12 protein-coding genes are annotated in these 16,840 nt (G+C 43.9%); 3 read left to right on the forward strand and 9 right to left on the reverse strand.

All coding sequences use genetic code 11. From position 1 onward, the window contains the following. Positions 1-327: 327 nt before the first annotated feature. Positions 328-702: a GreA/GreB family elongation factor gene (locus ABD930_RS13705; protein ID WP_345232299.1), complete on the forward strand. Its 375-nt coding sequence runs from the start codon at positions 328-330 to the stop codon at positions 700-702. A gap of 100 nt (positions 703-802) precedes the next feature. Next, the gene (locus ABD930_RS13710; RefSeq protein WP_345232300.1) at positions 803-1,162 is read left to right on the forward strand and encodes a hypothetical protein; all 360 of its coding nucleotides are present in this window, start codon (positions 803-805) and stop codon (positions 1,160-1,162) included. Here ABD930_RS13710 and ABD930_RS13715 read toward each other — a convergent pair. Next, a complete protein-coding gene (locus ABD930_RS13715; RefSeq protein ID WP_345232301.1) occupies positions 1,159-1,992 on the reverse strand; it encodes a hypothetical protein in 834 nt (277 codons plus the stop codon). The two genes, ABD930_RS13710 and ABD930_RS13715, sit on opposite strands and share 4 nt — an antisense overlap. 210 nt (positions 1,993-2,202) lie before the next feature. On the opposite strand from ABD930_RS13715, the gene ABD930_RS13720 reads away from it, so the two are divergent. Next, complete coding sequence (locus ABD930_RS13720) at positions 2,203-4,284, forward strand: TonB-dependent receptor (RefSeq protein ID WP_345232302.1); 2,082 nt, start codon at positions 2,203-2,205, stop codon at positions 4,282-4,284. Position 4,285: 1 nt separating this feature from the next. On the opposite strand, the gene ABD930_RS13725 is transcribed toward ABD930_RS13720, so the two are convergent. From ABD930_RS13725 to ABD930_RS13760, 8 genes are all read right to left on the reverse strand, one after another. Next, positions 4,286-5,524, reverse strand: a complete 1,239-nt coding sequence (locus tag ABD930_RS13725) for an MFS transporter (protein WP_345232303.1) — start codon at positions 5,522-5,524, stop codon at positions 4,286-4,288. 18 nt (positions 5,525-5,542) lie between these two features. Beyond that, a complete protein-coding gene (locus ABD930_RS13730) occupies positions 5,543-6,604 on the reverse strand; it encodes a galactose oxidase (protein ID WP_345232304.1) in 1,062 nt (353 codons plus the stop codon). A gap of 219 nt (positions 6,605-6,823) precedes the next feature. Continuing rightward, positions 6,824-7,759 (reverse strand): dihydrodipicolinate synthase family protein, encoded by a 936-nt coding sequence (locus tag ABD930_RS13735; RefSeq protein WP_345232305.1) that lies wholly within the window; start codon positions 7,757-7,759, stop codon positions 6,824-6,826. Between the two features lie 6 nt (positions 7,760-7,765). Then, positions 7,766-9,391 carry an exo-alpha-sialidase gene (locus tag ABD930_RS13740; RefSeq protein WP_345232306.1) on the reverse strand — a complete coding sequence of 542 codons (1,626 nt, stop codon included), beginning with the start codon at positions 9,389-9,391 and terminating at the stop codon, positions 7,766-7,768. 92 nt (positions 9,392-9,483) lie between these two features. After that, positions 9,484-10,980 (reverse strand): PKD domain-containing protein, encoded by a 1,497-nt coding sequence (locus tag ABD930_RS13745; RefSeq protein WP_345232307.1) that lies wholly within the window; start codon positions 10,978-10,980, stop codon positions 9,484-9,486. Between the two features lie 12 nt (positions 10,981-10,992). After that, on the reverse strand, positions 10,993-12,105 hold the full coding sequence (locus ABD930_RS13750; RefSeq protein ID WP_345232308.1) for a sialidase family protein: 1,113 nt from the start codon (positions 12,103-12,105) through the stop codon (positions 10,993-10,995). Positions 12,106-12,117: 12 nt separating this feature from the next. Continuing rightward, positions 12,118-13,581, reverse strand: a complete 1,464-nt coding sequence (locus tag ABD930_RS13755) for a RagB/SusD family nutrient uptake outer membrane protein (RefSeq protein WP_345232309.1) — start codon at positions 13,579-13,581, stop codon at positions 12,118-12,120. Positions 13,582-13,600: 19 nt separating this feature from the next. Then, positions 13,601-16,840, reverse strand: a complete 3,240-nt coding sequence (locus tag ABD930_RS13760) for a SusC/RagA family TonB-linked outer membrane protein (RefSeq protein ID WP_345232310.1) — start codon at positions 16,838-16,840, stop codon at positions 13,601-13,603.

Below are 16,840 nucleotides of genomic sequence, written 5' to 3' on the forward strand. Positions count from 1 at the left end.
TTATCCTGAATATTATCGCTAAGTTTGTAAAGATCATATGATGGAGTTTACAATAACTAACAGGCAAAATTTCCATGCTGTTGATACTTCAATTCAACGGATGATGTCGTTATGTCCCCATATTTTCCATTGCACGTATCGCTTTTTGGGCAATAAGGCATTTCATGATCAAACCCCGGACTTTAAAAAAACATTCTAAAGAGCTTCGGGGGAACCACATCTTTAACGTTCAAAGCAAAAATTAACCGGAATCTCCCAATAGATTATTGGCTTTTTATAGTATCCAGAAATTTATGGTATTCAGAAAACAGCTAAAAAATTATAGATATGACACATTTAAAAAATAAAGTAGTCCTAACAGAAGAAGATTATGATCTACTTACTAGGTACGTTAGACCATCTGACAAACCGGATAACACCATGTCCTTGGCCTATGAATTGGGACGGGCCAAGGTGGTAAAAAGAGACGAGATTGAAAAAGAGCGTGTCAAAATAAACTCATCCATAAAAATTAAAGACCTTGATACGCAAATTATTACGTCGTTAACGATTGTATCTCCAGACCACGCTGATGTGAAGCATCAAAAAATTTCTGTATTAACACCTATCGGTTCTGCCCTGATTGGATTTAAAGAAGGAGATGAAGTAGAATGGAAAATGCCTGTCGGCATAAAAAGATATGTTATTCTTGACGTTAGCTAAAAAAACCACATGTTCATTTTGTTCATTATATTTTGGTTCTCTCTTACAACACTAATTTTTTTATACTATTGTAAAATCAAGGGTATAAATAAATTGATTTATGGACCGCTTTTGTTTAGATTGTAATACGCTACTTATTGGACGTGCTGATAAAAAATTCTGTAATGATGCTTGTCGTAGCAATTATAATAACCAGCAAAACAATCAGGAACAGTACTACATCCGTCAAATAAACTCAACTCTTAAGAAGAATCGAGCGGTTATGAAAAAATTAAACCCTAATGGTAAAACAAAAGTGCTGAAGGAAGATTTGGTTAAATTAGGGTTTAACTTCAATCATTTTACACATGTATTGGATACCGCTAAAGGTAGCAGATATTATTTTTGTTATGATTGTGGTTTTCTTTACTTGAAAAATGGAGAAATACTGTTAGTTAAAAAATTATTTTCAAGAACTTAATTTCCTTTTCGTGTCTCCGCTTTCTCTTCTTCGTGTGCGGCATAACCCAGTGCGGTTATCGCTACAGCCCCACCAATTATCGCGAGGCCATTCCCCTTCACTTCCTCCATAAAAAAAGTATCTCCATTCCTTTGCTGATAACTTAACAATTTCTTCGGATTCATTTTTGTTTTCATGAGCTCTTCAACATAAAAATTTTGCTCCATGGTCATTTGCTGAGGTTCATTAGTCTCCTTATCCAAAATATACAGCGTGAGATAACTTCTAAAAGATAAGGGACTTGTATCGGGTGAGAATTTGCTGAGCCTAACATTTTTAAAGGAGCCATCTTTTTGGGCTAGGGGTACTCGTTTATAATGAACTACTTCTTTATAAAATGGTCTTGAAAGCTTCAATTGCTTCTTTTCTATCTTGGCGTGGGGAGGTATAAACGTTAAACCCCTGGGTAAGGTTGCCGTGGCATTAAATGAACTTGATCCAAATGAATTACGCCAATCGCTAAAGGAGCGGTAACTAGAGCTTTCGAAGGAAGAACTGCCATTGATCACAATATTGTCTCCCATATAACTTGTTGCGTATTGATCCACAATAAGTGCTGATCGCTCCCAATCGATATACAACGGCTCATTTAACTTGTTATATACATCAATATTAATCGGCGCATTTTCACCGAAGAAACTATATGTAATCATTAGTGAGTCATTTTCAATCGAAAAAGCACCTGTTTCGGGGTTTTTCTTTGTATCCAGACTGTTTACCTTACTAACGTAATAGGTTGAACAGGAAGAAAGGAATAGGGTTAAAAGGCAGAGTGTAAAAATTTTATTCATATCGGTAAATTTATGTGATTAGCGTGTTTTTATTTGACGTGTTTTTACTACTTTAGTTTAATCAGTGCAAGTTAATAAATCATTTTTTCGCAAAATGATATGCTACCTGTTTTTTAAGAATTATGACAATTTACAGAAATGGTTGATTGAAAACAATTCATTTATCCTGAATTTACTTCTGAAAATGTAATTCCGTAGATTAAAATTAAAATGAAATTATATCTCTTATCCTTTTTTGCCTTAGCTAGTTTCGTGCCTATTACCGTTTTAAAAGCTCAAGAACCAAAAACTGACACCTTATATCAACTATCTCCAGCAGACGTACAGGCTTATCTGGGCACTCAACCGTATCTTTCCCTACCCAGTTCGGTCGGTCTGTTAGACCAAAATTCACTTACTTTACAACAAGGCAACACCCTGCTCCCATCGTTGAATACCATTCCAGGTGTACGTATGGAGGAGCGATCGCCCGGAAGCTATAGACTCTCTATCCGAGGGAGTTTACTACGCTCACCTTTCGGCGTACGGAATGTAAAAATATATATCGATGATATTCCGCTTACTGATGCCGCAGGTAACACCTACCTTAATTCGATCGATCCATTAGCATTCGAACAAATCACCATACTAAAAGGGCCTGATGGAAGTTTATTTGGTGCAAATTCTGGTGGTGTAGTTTTAATGAGTCCAAAGGGTATACGCGATCAAAAGACTCCAGGCTTGGCCTTGGACCTTAGTGCTGGATCTTACGGATTGTTCAATCAACATGTTTCAGGGAATTTTCAGCCGAGCGATACATACCGCTTTAGTTTAGATTATGCCCATCAGCAAAGTGATGGTTATCGTGAAAACACCGCAAGTCACCGGCATTATATACAAACCGTACAACGCTATAACTATTCAGCACATAATGAAATCCGACTGGTTGGATTTTATTCTACGATGGGTTATCAGACACCCGGCGGACTTACAGAAAGTCAATATGCCGAAAATCCAAAACAGGCCAGGCCAGCAGCAGGACCAAATCCGGGTGCCGTAGAACAAAAAGCGGCTATTTATAACAATACACTTTGGGGTGGACTTGTGCATGAAGCAAAAATCGGTTCCCATGTAAAACATGTAGTATCGGTATTTGGCACCTATACTGACTTTACGAACCCATTTCTGACCAATTATGAAAAACGCTATGAACATAACCTTGGTTTTCGCTCGTATCTGACGTACACACAAAATAATCATGAAAACTTTAAATGGAACATCAACGCCGGTATAGAATGGCAAAACAGCAAGGCCGATATCTTAAATTTTGATAACAATCAAGGGAATAAGGGTGGAGAGCAAACAGGCGATCGATTAAAAAATCAACAGCATTTTTACTTTCTGCGCTTTTCTGGGAAGTTGGAAGACCGCTTAATGCTTGAAACTGCATTGAGTTTAAATTATTATCATTATGCCTATCAAAATCTCTTTCCGAATGCTAGTGACCATTTTGAACGGATTGCTCCCGCTCCCACCTGGATGCCACGGGCAGCACTTTCCTACCTCATTACACCGAATTTCAGCTGGCGCATTTCTACGGGAAAAGGATTTTCGCCACCTACTTCGGAAGAAGTAAGACCTTCTGATCAAATGATTAATACCAATCTGCATGCAGAGACGGGATGGAATCATGAAACAGGCTTCAGATGGCAAAATGCCAATAACCGATTTCAGGCAGACGCTTCTATCTTTTCTTATCGGATGCAAGATGCTATTGTTCGGCGGATAGCTGAAGATGGAGCAGAATCTTTTACAAATGCAGGAGGCGTGAAACAGCGTGGATTGGAGGCAGCACTCGGTGCATGGATTATTCAACCAAATGAACCTCTCTTTATTAAGGGACTTCGCCTGTCGACAAACATCACCTGGAGTCATTTCAGATTTGATGATTATACTGATGCGGAAAGCAATTATTCAGGTAATAAATTAACCGGTGTTCCGGGAGAAGTGGTCGTTAGCGCGTTACATGTCTTATTCCCTAAAAAATTGAGCGTATACCTTCAACATAATTATACCTCGTCTATACCGCTCAATGATGCCAATACAACTTTTGCGCGTAGTTATCACTTATTTCAAGGTAAAGTCATGTGGGAAAAGAACATCTCCCATACTACAGTCCGTTTATCTGGCGGAATTGACAATATTCTCAATAAAAAATATAGTCTGGGAAATGACATCAACGCATTCGGCGGACGTTTCTTTAATGCGGCCATGCCCAGGAATTATTATCTGGGGTTAAATGTGTTGATTTAAACTAATCTTTACAATCATTAACCTTCGGCTGGAGAAAATATAATTGCGCAAGCAAAGCAAGCAATACGACCCCAGCCAGCAGCGCAAAATCTTTACCTAAATTTCCTTCGTCTGTTGATTGGCCGAGGTAATCTGTAATGAAAGCTCCTGAAAATACACCAACCATATTCATTAGTCCGTAGGCGGTGGCGCGGTACCTGGACGATACAAACTGGCACAAAATAGGCATATTATTCGCGTCAAACATACCGAAACCCAAACCGAATAATACAGCTGCACTCACTACGTGAAAGAAGGTATGTCCAAATCCCAGTAACAATAAGGATGGAATGGTTAGGGCCAATCCGATGGCACTCGTATAGATTCGCCCACGCACGTTGCGTTGCACCCATCTATCGGACGTTAAGCCGCCTACGACGACACCAACAAATGAAGAAAATGCAATAGCAATAGTGGCCATCGGTCCAGCCTGTGCCATGGGAATGTTTAAATTTTCTGTAAAAAGGGTTGGTAACCAGTTCTTCGTAGCCCATCCCGGTAAACTCGGCACGGCAAAATAGAACAAAATCACCCAAAACCAAACGTGCGACAACAAAAAACCAATACCACGAAATACAGTAGGCCTTGAGGCTTGCTTCGTTGATGAAAGCGGTTCATAGGAGCTAAGCTGCGGTGCATCCCTTAAAAAGCAAACCAATACCAAAGCATAAATCATTCCTACCAGACCAAAAGAAAGAAAGGCCGTATGCCACGTAAAGCTGGCTGCCAAAGTGGCACCAAAGCCACCTAATGCCTGCCCCATATATAAGCCGGTCATGTGTATGCCAACAGCCAGAGAGCGCGTTTTTCCTTCATGAAAATCAGCAATTAAGGATAAACCAGCGGGGATATATAAGGCTTCGCTAATACCCATGATGGCCCGAAGTAAGAGCAATTGTGTAAACGACTGAGCAAAACCCATGGCAAAAGTCACGGCCGACCAGACCAGTAAGCTTCCTACAATCAGCCATTTTTTACTCAGTCGATCGGCAATAGCACCTGCAAACGGACTCATGATACCGTATATCCATAAAAATATAGCCATGAGATATCCAAAATTGGTAGCGAGCTTCAACTCTTTAATATCCGCCTCCATACTCGGTCGCATCGTAGCGAGCATCTGGCGGTCCATATAATTTAATAGTGCTACCACCCACAATAAACCTACCACCACCCAGGGATAATATTTGCTATTCTTCATTTTTACGCTTTCAGTTTTTTATTCTTGTTCTTTCTGAACAATAGTTCCTGCTAATACACGTGGGGTACGCACCGAGGGTTTAATTTCTCCTCCGGGGATTACCAATTGATGATTCCAATAAACCAAGGGCGTGGTTACAGCAGGAAAATCAGGCAATATGCCGGCTTCTTTCCACGTATCGCCTTCCACATCATAAGCCCAAATCGTTTTGCTAAATCCCGGATGTTGAGCAAGGTCCGGTTCCTGCTCATTGGCCAAGGCTCCGTCATCACCCCCAAAAATCAATAGCTGCTGATGATATGCATAAGCAGGACTTGGCGCCGCAACAACAGACTGGGGTAAAGGCGCTATACGATCCCAACCTCTGGTTGAATGATAGCGATAGGCATCTTTTAGATAGGTCCGTTTACCCTCTTTTAGTTGCGTACCACTGAACAAAAACAACTCCTCGCCCACCGCGGCAGCTACCGCCAGCATACGCGATGGACCCGGCCAAGCTTCCAATACCTGCCACCCCTGATTGGGTTGATTCAAATCTAAAGTCCAAAAGTTATGTGCTGAAGATAAAGCCCTTGGGGAGGTTGTTCCTCCCATAATATACAACACGTCGGACACCACAATACCACAAGCATTGGCGATGGGTTGGGGTAAATCGGGCATACGTTGAAAGGTAATTTCTTTGTCCTGATACCGCAAATACCAAACTTCTGCCAGATTGGTCGAGGCATTGCCCCCTCCTGCTATGATGAGACCATCTTTCCACGTAACGGAAACACCGTAGCCGGCAGCTTGGGGTAAATGGCCAACGCGCTTCCAAGCCTTATCCCCTTTTTCTAATATAAAGATATCGTCATGCCAAACCTTCTTAGCACCCTTCCAAGGTGCACCTCCATCGGGAAAATTCGCGCCACCAGCAACGACCAGCGCGTCGTTGGCAACACCACTATACGAACCTGCAAAGCCTATGGTATCTGGGATAGCTGGTAATGTTTCCCATTTTAAAGAGAAATCCTGCTGTGGTGCATGTCGACAAGATATGAACATAACTAATCCTAAACCTATTATTATTTTCTTAAACATGTTTAGAGCCTGTTTAAAATTTACCTAATTATTTTTTTATGCCTTTTTTCGGCTACACCTTCGTTAAATTTTTCGGGTTAGGCTACCGGCTATCCCTGCAAAACCGAACGGAGTGAGCTCATGAACACCAAAGGAAACAAATAATCATGTGAATCATTTGCCTTAGTTCGCTCAAAAATAGCCGATAAAAAAATTAACCATACAAATTTAAACAGGCTCTTATTCATTGATGAGCAGCTCCTCACGACATTTTTTAAGGATGGAAAAAAAACCGCATTTTTCCAGATCATCCTGAAGTATGGCCGTTTCTTCCACATTTAAACGAATTAATGGTAACCTACAATCGCCTATGGTCATGCCGGTCATCGCTACGATAGCACGTTGTGCCGGTATAGGTGCGTGTTTTACCAAACACCTGACCATATAAACAGCATGCAACTGTAAGTCTCTCGCACCTTGCAGGTCGCCTTGTTCAAATTTTTCGATTATTTTCCGATATAAGGGTGCTGCAAAGGTATAGGTACTGCCAATAGCTCCTTTAGCACCCACGGCTAAAGCGCCAAGCAACATTTCGTCAAAACCAAAAAGGATATCAAATTTTCCATTTTTATAGTTTAGACAGGCTTCATACTCATGCAGGGTAGCACTGGTGTATTTAATGCCTGCAAGATTAGGGATAAGCTTTTCTGCCTGTTCCAAAAAGGCCACCATATCCATCGATAGACCAGTAAGGTGTGGGATGTGGTAATAATAAAAAGGTAAAGACGGTGCTGCTGCTGCAATTTCGGCTAAACAGCTCACCAAGCTTTGGATGGAATTGGGTTTAAAATAAAATGCCGAAACAGAAGAAATGGCATCTGCGCCAATCCGTGCCGCATGTTCAGCTAATGTTTTAGCTTCTACTATTGAGCTATGCCCCACATGAACCAGTACCAGCATACGTTTATTCGCTGCTTTTACATAAGCCTCTGCCACACGCATGCGTTCTTCGGTTGTTAAACTAGGGCCTTCCCCATTGGTGCCACACACAAAAACACCCGTTAAACCATCGATAATTAGTTGTTCTACAATTGCCGGAATCACTTCCAGATTGACTGCTCCGCGCTCATCATAAGCAGCAAATGTGGCTGCTATCAGCCCTTCAATTTTCTTCATTAATTTTTATTTTATAGGTACTAGTAGATCTTTTATTTTAATTGCTTGAAATACCAAATCGGCCTGACTGCTTTCATAGAGGATCCCAATGGTTTCATCATCTATGCCGGTGAGACAAGAATAGCCTCTGCTGCTCCCTTCATCCAACAATAAAGGTCTATATTTATTCCAGCTCAAACCTTCATCATCACTGATCTGGATGGTCATCCGATGGCGTTTTGTGGTGGAGTGTGGATTGGAGAAAAACAAGAGGTGTTTTTCTTCCCGGCCTTGCTGATAAGCTATACCAATGACGCTGGCCATGCAAACCGGTTCTGGCAATGCCTCATGGGAAGTAGGATGTTCCTGCCAATGATGGCCCAAATCCCGGGTGGTAGCCACAGCCCTACCGTTACCGGCTCCTGTTCTGTCTTTATTGGAATTGGCGCGCATGTTGAGCATCAGTGAACCATCGGTCCGTTCAACCACCATGCATTCCGTTGTTGATTCTGCTAAGGCCGGATCGCTGGCTTTCCATGTTTTTCCACCATCTTTACTGTAGCTGATATTGGAAAATGCTTCACCCTTTTCATCCCTTCCCTGTGTCGGGAACACCAGTGTTCCATCGCTTAGCGTAATGCCTTGCCCGGGTGCCGGTGCCCATAACCACCATGCTTCCTTTTTGCCCATGCGGGTGATATTCATCGGCTTAGTCCATGTTTTTCCATCATCAGTGCTCTTGGTGATTAAAAACTGGGCCGACTGTTTCACATCGAAACCCGGTTGCGAACCTTTATCCCGCCATTGATGGTTCCAGGCTTTACTATTGGCGTCTAAATCCGGAATCCATTTCCCATCTTGGTCAAGCACCCCGTACATCCATGTTCCGGCAATGTAGATATCTCCCGAGGTTTTATCTACTAAAATACAGGGGTCTGATACACCATTGAATTTTTCAGGTAAGCCACCCCATTCCCCCATGTCTAGTACGATTTGTATCGGTTGCCAAGTTTTGCCGCCATCTTCACTTCGATGTAAACCGATATCGATATTGCCTTGCAGATCGCCTCCTTTATCATAACGTGCATCGAATATGGCTAACAGGGTACCTTTGTTCGTTGTCGCTAATCCCGGTATTCTCGAAGTATGTACCCCATCTTGCCCATGTTGCCGCACAGCTACACCAACCCTTTGACGAATATCCTGTTCTGGATGGTTTTGGATGTCCGCTCCATCAAATGTAAGCGAAGAGCAATGCAAACCAAGCATATGCTGTAGGTTGACTTCCGGACGCAATTGTACCGATATCCAGAAATAGTGATCACCTGCCGCAAGAGACTGATTACCCCGGATGAGTGTCTGCGATTCGGCACTTTCTGCCGTACCGAAAACCGGCCGTTTGATGTTGTACATCGTTCCGGCAAGCGAATCCTGTCCGAAATAAAATACGCGAATAGCGGCGATATCGGATAAATCCGTAGTTCCTGTTACATCTAGTTTAAAAGCCGTCAACTTTGCTTTTTGGCCGGGGGGTACTGATACTTTTATACGTAACAAAGGATTGTTTGCCTTACCTGTAAGCACCGGTACCTGAAATTGTTTTTCTGCTATGCTAACAGGTTCTTTAGCTACACCTTGTATTGTCGTTGACACGAACAAAAAGCTTATCCATACTATCAAATACTGCATATGATATCATTATTTAAAGCTTAAAGCTTATTGCCTAAAGCTTATTGCCTATTGCCTCAATAGTTTAACAAATCACGGACTTCAGCAGCAGACAATGCGCGCTTATAGGCCACTATATCATCCAATTGGCCGGTAAAGTAATTACTGAACGCCGTTGCTCCCTCCTGAAACCCAATTTTAAATCCATTTGCATTGGACACTACCTTTACAGCAGATGCGCTAGTCTCATTAGCAAGCTCGCCATCTACATACAGATAGGTTTTAACACCTTGCCGCACGGCCGTCACCAAATGCCAAGATCCATCGCTTACCAAGGCATCCGAATTGACTATCGTACCACCGGAGGCATCCTCCGTAGCGTAGCGGATTTTACGATCGCTGGTATTATCACCTAACCGAAGCCATGTTTGATTATCCCCAGAGCCGTTTTTTCCACTTTCCTGCCATACCATCATCTTGCTAGTCAAAGTTGTCCGCACCCAGACAGAAACAGAGTAGTCGCCAGACCCAAAGTTCAAGGCTTCATCATCGGCTATCACAATACCCGTTGCACCGCCAAAATTAGCCGTAGATCCGCTGACACCAAAGCGATCTTGCTGCGAATAGCTTAGAGCACTGCCTTCTACGCTCAACTGTAGCGAGGATTCGGAAATGTCGTTAATATCCCCATCAAAAGGTAGTAATAGCACTAACTGTTCTGCATCCAGTACCTTTACATATTGCTCTTTCTCGATCACTTTAGTCACATAAGCATTGGATACGGTTAACTTCACCTTATACCTGTCGCTTTCAGCGTACGACACTACAGGATTTTCCTCTTCAGAAATGGCTGGAGAGCCGCCTTCAAACTCCCATTTTACCGTTTTTGCACTGCCAATTGATGTATTAGCGAAGGTTACAGAACTTCCTGCGGCAATCAAGGTATGGTTAGCCGAAAAAGCTGCCCGCAAATCTTTTGGATCCATCACCGTCAGGTAATCCGTCTTCGTTTCCGTGTCTGCGTATTCCGGATTTGAAGCGACCAATTTCACTTCGTATAGTCCCGGAGTGGTAAATTTTATCACCGGGTTTTCTTCATCTGATTCCAATACCACACTACCACTGGTAAATGTCCATTTCCAGGACTCCGCTACACCCGTGGTGAGGTTGCTAAACGTAACTTCATCCCCCGCGTATGCCAGGGTATCTTCCACTTCAAAATCTGCTTGTAACTGGCCATAACCTACATTAATGAATGATTCTTTTACCACTTCATCTGAAGCACTGCCACGATTGATCCGTAATGTCACCTTGTACTGACCGGGAATAGCATAGGTGATTTCCGGTGAAGATAGTATCGAGGTATCAGGCGATCCTCCCTCAAAGGTCCAATACAAACGAGATGGCACACCCGTCGACTTGTCGGTAAACACCACCTTTTGCCCAGCCTGTATCTCCTGCTTGTCCGCAGCAAATTCGGCCTTCAGTGGACCCAAATCCGGTTCATTCTTTTTGCAGCCCCAAGGCAAAAGCAATCCGGATACTATAAAAAATAAAAATAATCTGGTTTTCATGGTTATGGTACGTTAATTCAAATTAGATAGCGGAATAATTTCGAAGACAATCCCTTCATTTGCATCAGCGGCACCTCTTTCATAGAGCATAGCCATGCGATCGTCATCCAGCAATGTCATGTCCGAATATGCTGCAAATTCCGTATAAACAGTATAACTTTTGGAAAAGGTCTTACCATCATCCGTGCTGAGGCGGAGTGTCATATTCCTGCGGCTCGATTCGTGCGCGGGATTGGCAAAAAACAAGCGATGCACACCATCGGCACTGGTAGCACTATATGAACTTCCCTGACACACTGGATCGATCAGTGTTTCATTTACCTGAGGTGTACTCCAGCTCATTCCACCGTCATCACTTACCGAAGTCAGTCGGCGATTATTACTATTGGAACAGCGCATATTAAGCATCAGCCTACCATCCGAAAGCTCTGCCACGGTAGACTCATTTGGATGAAACACCGGATGTTCGGTAATGCCTCCCAATTTCCACGTTTCTCCATGGTCAGCTGAATAAATCGTATGGGCATCACCCGTATGATCGCAAGCAACCACCAGGCGACCGGCATTAGTACCCTTCTTCAGTTGAATACCATGCACAGGCCCCGTTGCATACCATGTCCAGTTTTCCTTTTTCACGGTGGAGGTAATTTCCCGTGGTTCCGACCATTTCACACCGTTGTCTGTTGAAGATAGCACAAACACGCGATCATTATCTAGGCACGCCAACAGATGAATATCGCCCGTCTGCTCATCAACCACCGGAGCGGGATTACCGCAAGTATGCTCGCCCTCATCCCAAAGCACCACCATATCACTCCAGGACTTGCCTCCATCTTCCGAGCGTTTGAGCACCATGTCTATATCACCGGCATCGCTACAGCTGTTCTTACGCGCTTCGGCGAAGGCCAGCAAGACTCCATTGGTGGTCTTTACCAATGCCGGAATCCGGAAACAACTGTAGTTATCATCGCCTTTTTTAAAAATATAGGAAGCCGCCAAACCTCCATTTTGATCATCGAAATAATCGTCGGGAATTTTTTCACCCAATTTATTATCACATCCGCATAAACCTGCCATCAAAAAAACAGAGAGCCATGCTATACACATTAATATCTTATTCATCATGATGTTATCCGCTTAATTATATCCAGGTGTTTGTTTCAATGCCGGATTCAAATCGATCTGGGTCCGAGGGATTGGAAAATATAAGGGTAAAGTCTGTCCGCTTAAATTCGGCACCTCATCATACACATTTATCGTACCCCCGGCATGAAAGCGCATCAGATCCGGCCACCGTTTCAGCTCAAAATACGATTCTTTAAAGGACTCGTCTAATATGGCTTTCTCCACTGTTGTCTTATCCGTTGCCCCGGTATAACTGCCGATACCTGCGCGTTCGCGCACCAGATTAAGCGCTTCAACAGCCTCCTGTACGCGATTCAATGCTGCCAATGCCTCCGCTTTCATTAAAATCAATCCTCCCCAACGATAAACGATAATATCATTATCAAAATGACGGTCATCATCATAGGCAGTTCCGCGAAATTTATTGTCAAACACACCGATCACATTTCCTGCGGTAGAGACCGCGGTAATTACGGAAGCCGCCTTACGCACATCATTCGGATAAGCGTCGAATGCCGCGAGCAGCTTAGCACTTGGCGCATAAACACTACGTGCGCCATTCACTGCATAAGGTATTTCACTGGCATTTGCCGCAGATTCCACAAAAATATTGCGGGGTTTTAGTCGACTACCATAGTGGTCTGATTTCTCATTCCGTTCAAAGTACATAGACCATAAAATTTCTGCATTTTGCTTATTATCGGTAGCAAAAATAGCTGCATAATTAGCCAATGGCGACACCATTGCGGTCGCCTTGTCCAGCGCCATCAGCGTCGCTTCCAAGTCGGCACTACCACCTTCCAACACTTTCGCTTTCCAGAGCAAAGCATCGGCTTTCAGCGCATAGGCCGCAGGTTTAGAAACCGTCGACTTATCTACAACATTATCTTCAGGAAACCAATCGATTGCTTGGTTGATATCAGCCAGTAGCTGTGTCATCACTTCCGTTGCGGGGCTCCGGCCTAAAGCCGGTTTACTATCAGACTCAGTCGGTTCCAGCTCCAAGGGCACGTCACCAAATGTACGGACCAAGGTGAAGTATACATAGGCCCGTATAACCAGCGTTTCCGCCATAGCTCTATTCCGTTCCGATTCATCAGGGTAGTTAATGGTTGGCGCATATTTTAATAGCATGTTGCATTGCTGAATCACACTATACAAATCCAACCATGAAGGTGCGTTGGCTTCATTCAGGTTTTGCTGCCAGGCATTGGTAACCCCCGACTCCAGTCCTATATCAAAAGAATCACCCCGGTCTTCCAGCCAAAACGTAGTATTCATAACGCCACCGGTACCCGTGCCTGAACCATCGCGGAGGGCAAAGTAAATACCGGTCAGGTAGGCCTTCACATCGTCAGGGGTATTCCAATACCCATTACCGATAATGGATGACTCTTGTTCGACATCCAATATGCTGTTGCATCCTCCTAGCAATATTACGCTTAAGAGTGCACTTAAAAATAGCTTCTTGCTCATGAAATTCTTCATTATTCTGTTAAAAAGTTGCCGTTAAACTAAAATTCCATTGCCTTGGCCTTGGGTATTCACCTTGGTCATTACCCGTATAAATTTCGGGTGAGAGACCATCATAATGCGTCAGGTATCCCAGATTGAATACACCTGCGGATAAGCTGAGTCCGGTCAAGTTGACCTTTTTCAGCCAATTTCCCTTAAACTGGTAGGAAAGCGACACTTCGCGGAATGTCAGAAAATCACCCTTAGAATAATACAGCGAATTATTGCTGGCATAGCCCGAACTACTGCCCAAACCATTGGGCCTGCGCAGGTGGTTACGATAGTTATAATCGGCATCGCTCTGTACGGTATAACGTGGAATCTCGGCGATGTCGCCCTGCTCATTCCAAATCTTATCACTCATTACATCGGTAATGGTCATGTTATTGTTGCGCGCACTACCTATTGCGTAGGCGCGTTTGGCATTCTCAATAACATGCCCGATGGCATAATCCACCACAAAACGTGCGGTGAAACCTTTATACGAGACGGTGTTAACCATACCACCGGTCTTATCCGGACGGATATAACCCATGAATACCATATCACGGTAGTCAATCATCCCATTTTCATCCTTATCCAGCCAAATGGCATCGCCCCCCACCTTCTTTCTGCCATTAGCTTCTACGTCTTCCGGAGCATTTGCTGCATCTGCGTCGGTTGCATAAACACCGATAAGCTGGTAGGCATAGCGCGAACCAAAACGCTCCCCTTCGGCAAATCCGCCGACCTTCACATAGTCCTGCTTTTCCATATCCCACACGTAATTACCCCCACTCCTATTCTTATCCTCGCCGTTTTCAGGCATTTTTACCACAGTAGCCCGATTGAAGGCAAAAGTAAATCCGATATCCCAGGTAAAAGCATCCTTGCGGATGGGCTGAGCGGATAGCTCTACTTCAAAGCCACGGTTACGAATGGAGCCGAAATTACTGCGGATGGAGCTGAAGCCAGTCGATGTCCATAGCGGTTTCATAAACAATCGATCGCTGGTTAGCTTATTGTAGTAGTCGGTCGACAAGCGGATACGGTCGTCCAAAAAACCCCAGTCAATACCCGCATCAAAGGAAGTGGTCGTTTCCCACACCAAATTACGGTTGGCCAATACCGTATTGCTGATTCCGACCTGACCATTATAGGTATAGCCTGCTGCATACTGCCCTTGTGCATCTGCAATAGATAAATCATTATTACCCGTTTGTCCCCAACTTGCCCGAATCTTCATGGAAGACACTACCGGTTTTATTGGCTCCCAGAAGGATTCGCGATGCACATTCCAGCCTCCCGAAAAACCCGGAAAAACACCCCATCGATGATCTTCCGCAAAACGGGAAGATCCATCCACACGAAAGCTTGCCGAGAGCATATACTTGGCATCGAGATCATAATCTACCCGCCCAAAATAACTCATGATCACATCAGTACCTTTTGTGGTGCTAATGCGTTGCGTTTCCGGTGCAGTGGCATTCAATGTAGGAATGTAATCTGTTGCTGCATTATATCCGCTGCCACTCATATGGTATTCGGCATCATTGATATAACTCGCCCCCAGCAAGGCATTAATATGGTGACGTTCAGCAATCCGTTTATCATAGGTCAAGAGCCCATCGGCCTGAATCTTCCGATACTGCTCGTGTACCGCCGAAGCATTTCTATTCTTATTCGTTTCGTTGTATGCTTCAAAATAGTTTTCAATCCCCTCCGTTGTATTCCAATAGAAGCTCGGCGAAAATTTCAAGCCCGGAAGGATGTTATAATCCAAACCCAGTCCGATTGTCGTCCGATGCACCTTAATATCATTGTATTTTTCCTTATAATAAATCTCATACTGCCTGCTCCTGAAACTCGCAACCCCTTCTCCCGGTGCCGGCAGTCCGTCTTCATAGTAATCCCGATACGTAAATGGCATGGAAATAGACCGGGCAAGCACGTTTTGGTAATTCCATGGCGCGTTGCTGGTGCGCAGCTGGTAAGACATATTCGTATGCACACTCACCTTATCACTCAAGGCATAAGTACCATTGAACAGTGCGCTGTAATTCTTATACGAAGTACCCGTTACAACACCATCCTGATTGACATGGCCCAATCCGATGTAATAATTTGCTTTGTCCGTTCCACCGCTCATATTCAGGTCATATTGCATGGAATTGCCGTTCTGGAAAGTCATGTCCTGATAATTGGTTTCCTTAAAAATCAACTGTTTACCCGTTACCGGATCCACCATCGTTTCCCATCCCTGATGCTCGATCAGATCGGCCACATAATCCTGCCCGTAGTCTTGCAGGTAAACATCCAGAAACTCCAGTGTATTCCGAGAATTTCGTGGGTTGCCAGTAGACATGCCATAGGTTCCGCCCGTCAAAAACGTCTGCGGATTCGTGGTATTAAATTTCTGGGTGTTTAGTCGACTGATATAAATATAATCCCTGGCGCTCGTAAAGTTGTACCCTTTAGCCAGTTGTTCCAAACCGGAGGTTACCTTCAAATTAATGATGGGTTTGCCCTGCTTTCCGGATTTTGTTTTCACGATGATCACACCATTGGCCGCCCGGGCACCGTAAATAGCAGTTGAAGCCGCATCTTTCAGCACTTGTAAGGATTCGATATCATCCGGATTGAGATCCGAAAGGTTACGCATGGCACCAACCAGGCCATCCACAATCATAAGCGGAGCGTCGCTCTCGGGAGACGTTGAACTCCCGCCCCGGATAAATACCTGCGGGCTGGCCCCCGGTTGCCCGTTGCTAATTTGCAAAGACAAGCCCGCCACTTTGCCTTGCAACTGCAACAGCGGATTCTGCCCGGGTGCATGAGCAAATTCTTTCTGATCCACTTTGCTTACTGAAGTTGTCAAGGTCGAACGAGTTTGCTCACCATAGCCAATAACAACCACTTCATCCAGTGCCGCCGCATCACTTTCCAGCGACACAGACAATTGATGCTTGCCGTCAATAGGTATTTCCACGGTACGATAGCCAACATAGGTAAAAATCAGTGTACCCTCACCTGATGGTGCTTTTAAGGTAAAGCTACCATTCTTGTCTGAAACCGTGCCAATGGAAGTATCTTTAAGTCTAACGTTCACACCTGATAATGGTTGTAAATCAGTACTTGTGGTGATTTTACCTGAAACAACAAAACCAATATCCTGCGCATGAGCAAGCATATTGGTTAAGCTAATCAGCAAAAGCAGCACCTGAATGAGACTTCTTTTCAT

It is taken from the genome of Olivibacter ginsenosidimutans, assembly GCF_039542865.1.
Lineage (GTDB): Bacteria > Bacteroidota > Bacteroidia > Sphingobacteriales > Sphingobacteriaceae > Olivibacter > Olivibacter ginsenosidimutans.

What these genes read in the sequence shown, in the direction of transcription:
- ABD930_RS13755 (WP_345232309.1), bottom strand. Translation starts at nt 13,581, where the DNA reads ATGAGCAAGAAGCTATTTTTAAGTGCACTCTTAAGCGTAATATTGCTA.
- ABD930_RS13760 (WP_345232310.1), bottom strand. Translation starts at nt 16,840, where the DNA reads ATGAAAAGAAGTCTCATTCAGGTGCTGCTTTTGCTGATTAGCTTAACC.
- ABD930_RS13745 (WP_345232307.1), bottom strand. Translation starts at nt 10,980, where the DNA reads ATGAAAACCAGATTATTTTTATTTTTTATAGTATCCGGATTGCTTTTG.
- ABD930_RS13705 (WP_345232299.1), top strand. Translation starts at nt 328, where the DNA reads ATGACACATTTAAAAAATAAAGTAGTCCTAACAGAAGAAGATTATGAT.
- ABD930_RS13715 (WP_345232301.1), bottom strand. Translation starts at nt 1,992, where the DNA reads ATGAATAAAATTTTTACACTCTGCCTTTTAACCCTATTCCTTTCTTCC.
- ABD930_RS13750 (WP_345232308.1), bottom strand. Translation starts at nt 12,105, where the DNA reads ATGATGAATAAGATATTAATGTGTATAGCATGGCTCTCTGTTTTTTTG.
- ABD930_RS13735 (WP_345232305.1), bottom strand. Translation starts at nt 7,759, where the DNA reads ATGAAGAAAATTGAAGGGCTGATAGCAGCCACATTTGCTGCTTATGAT.
- ABD930_RS13720 (WP_345232302.1), top strand. Translation starts at nt 2,203, where the DNA reads ATGAAATTATATCTCTTATCCTTTTTTGCCTTAGCTAGTTTCGTGCCT.
- ABD930_RS13710 (WP_345232300.1), top strand. Translation starts at nt 803, where the DNA reads ATGGACCGCTTTTGTTTAGATTGTAATACGCTACTTATTGGACGTGCT.
- ABD930_RS13730 (WP_345232304.1), bottom strand. Translation starts at nt 6,604, where the DNA reads ATGTTTAAGAAAATAATAATAGGTTTAGGATTAGTTATGTTCATATCT.
- ABD930_RS13725 (WP_345232303.1), bottom strand. Translation starts at nt 5,524, where the DNA reads ATGAAGAATAGCAAATATTATCCCTGGGTGGTGGTAGGTTTATTGTGG.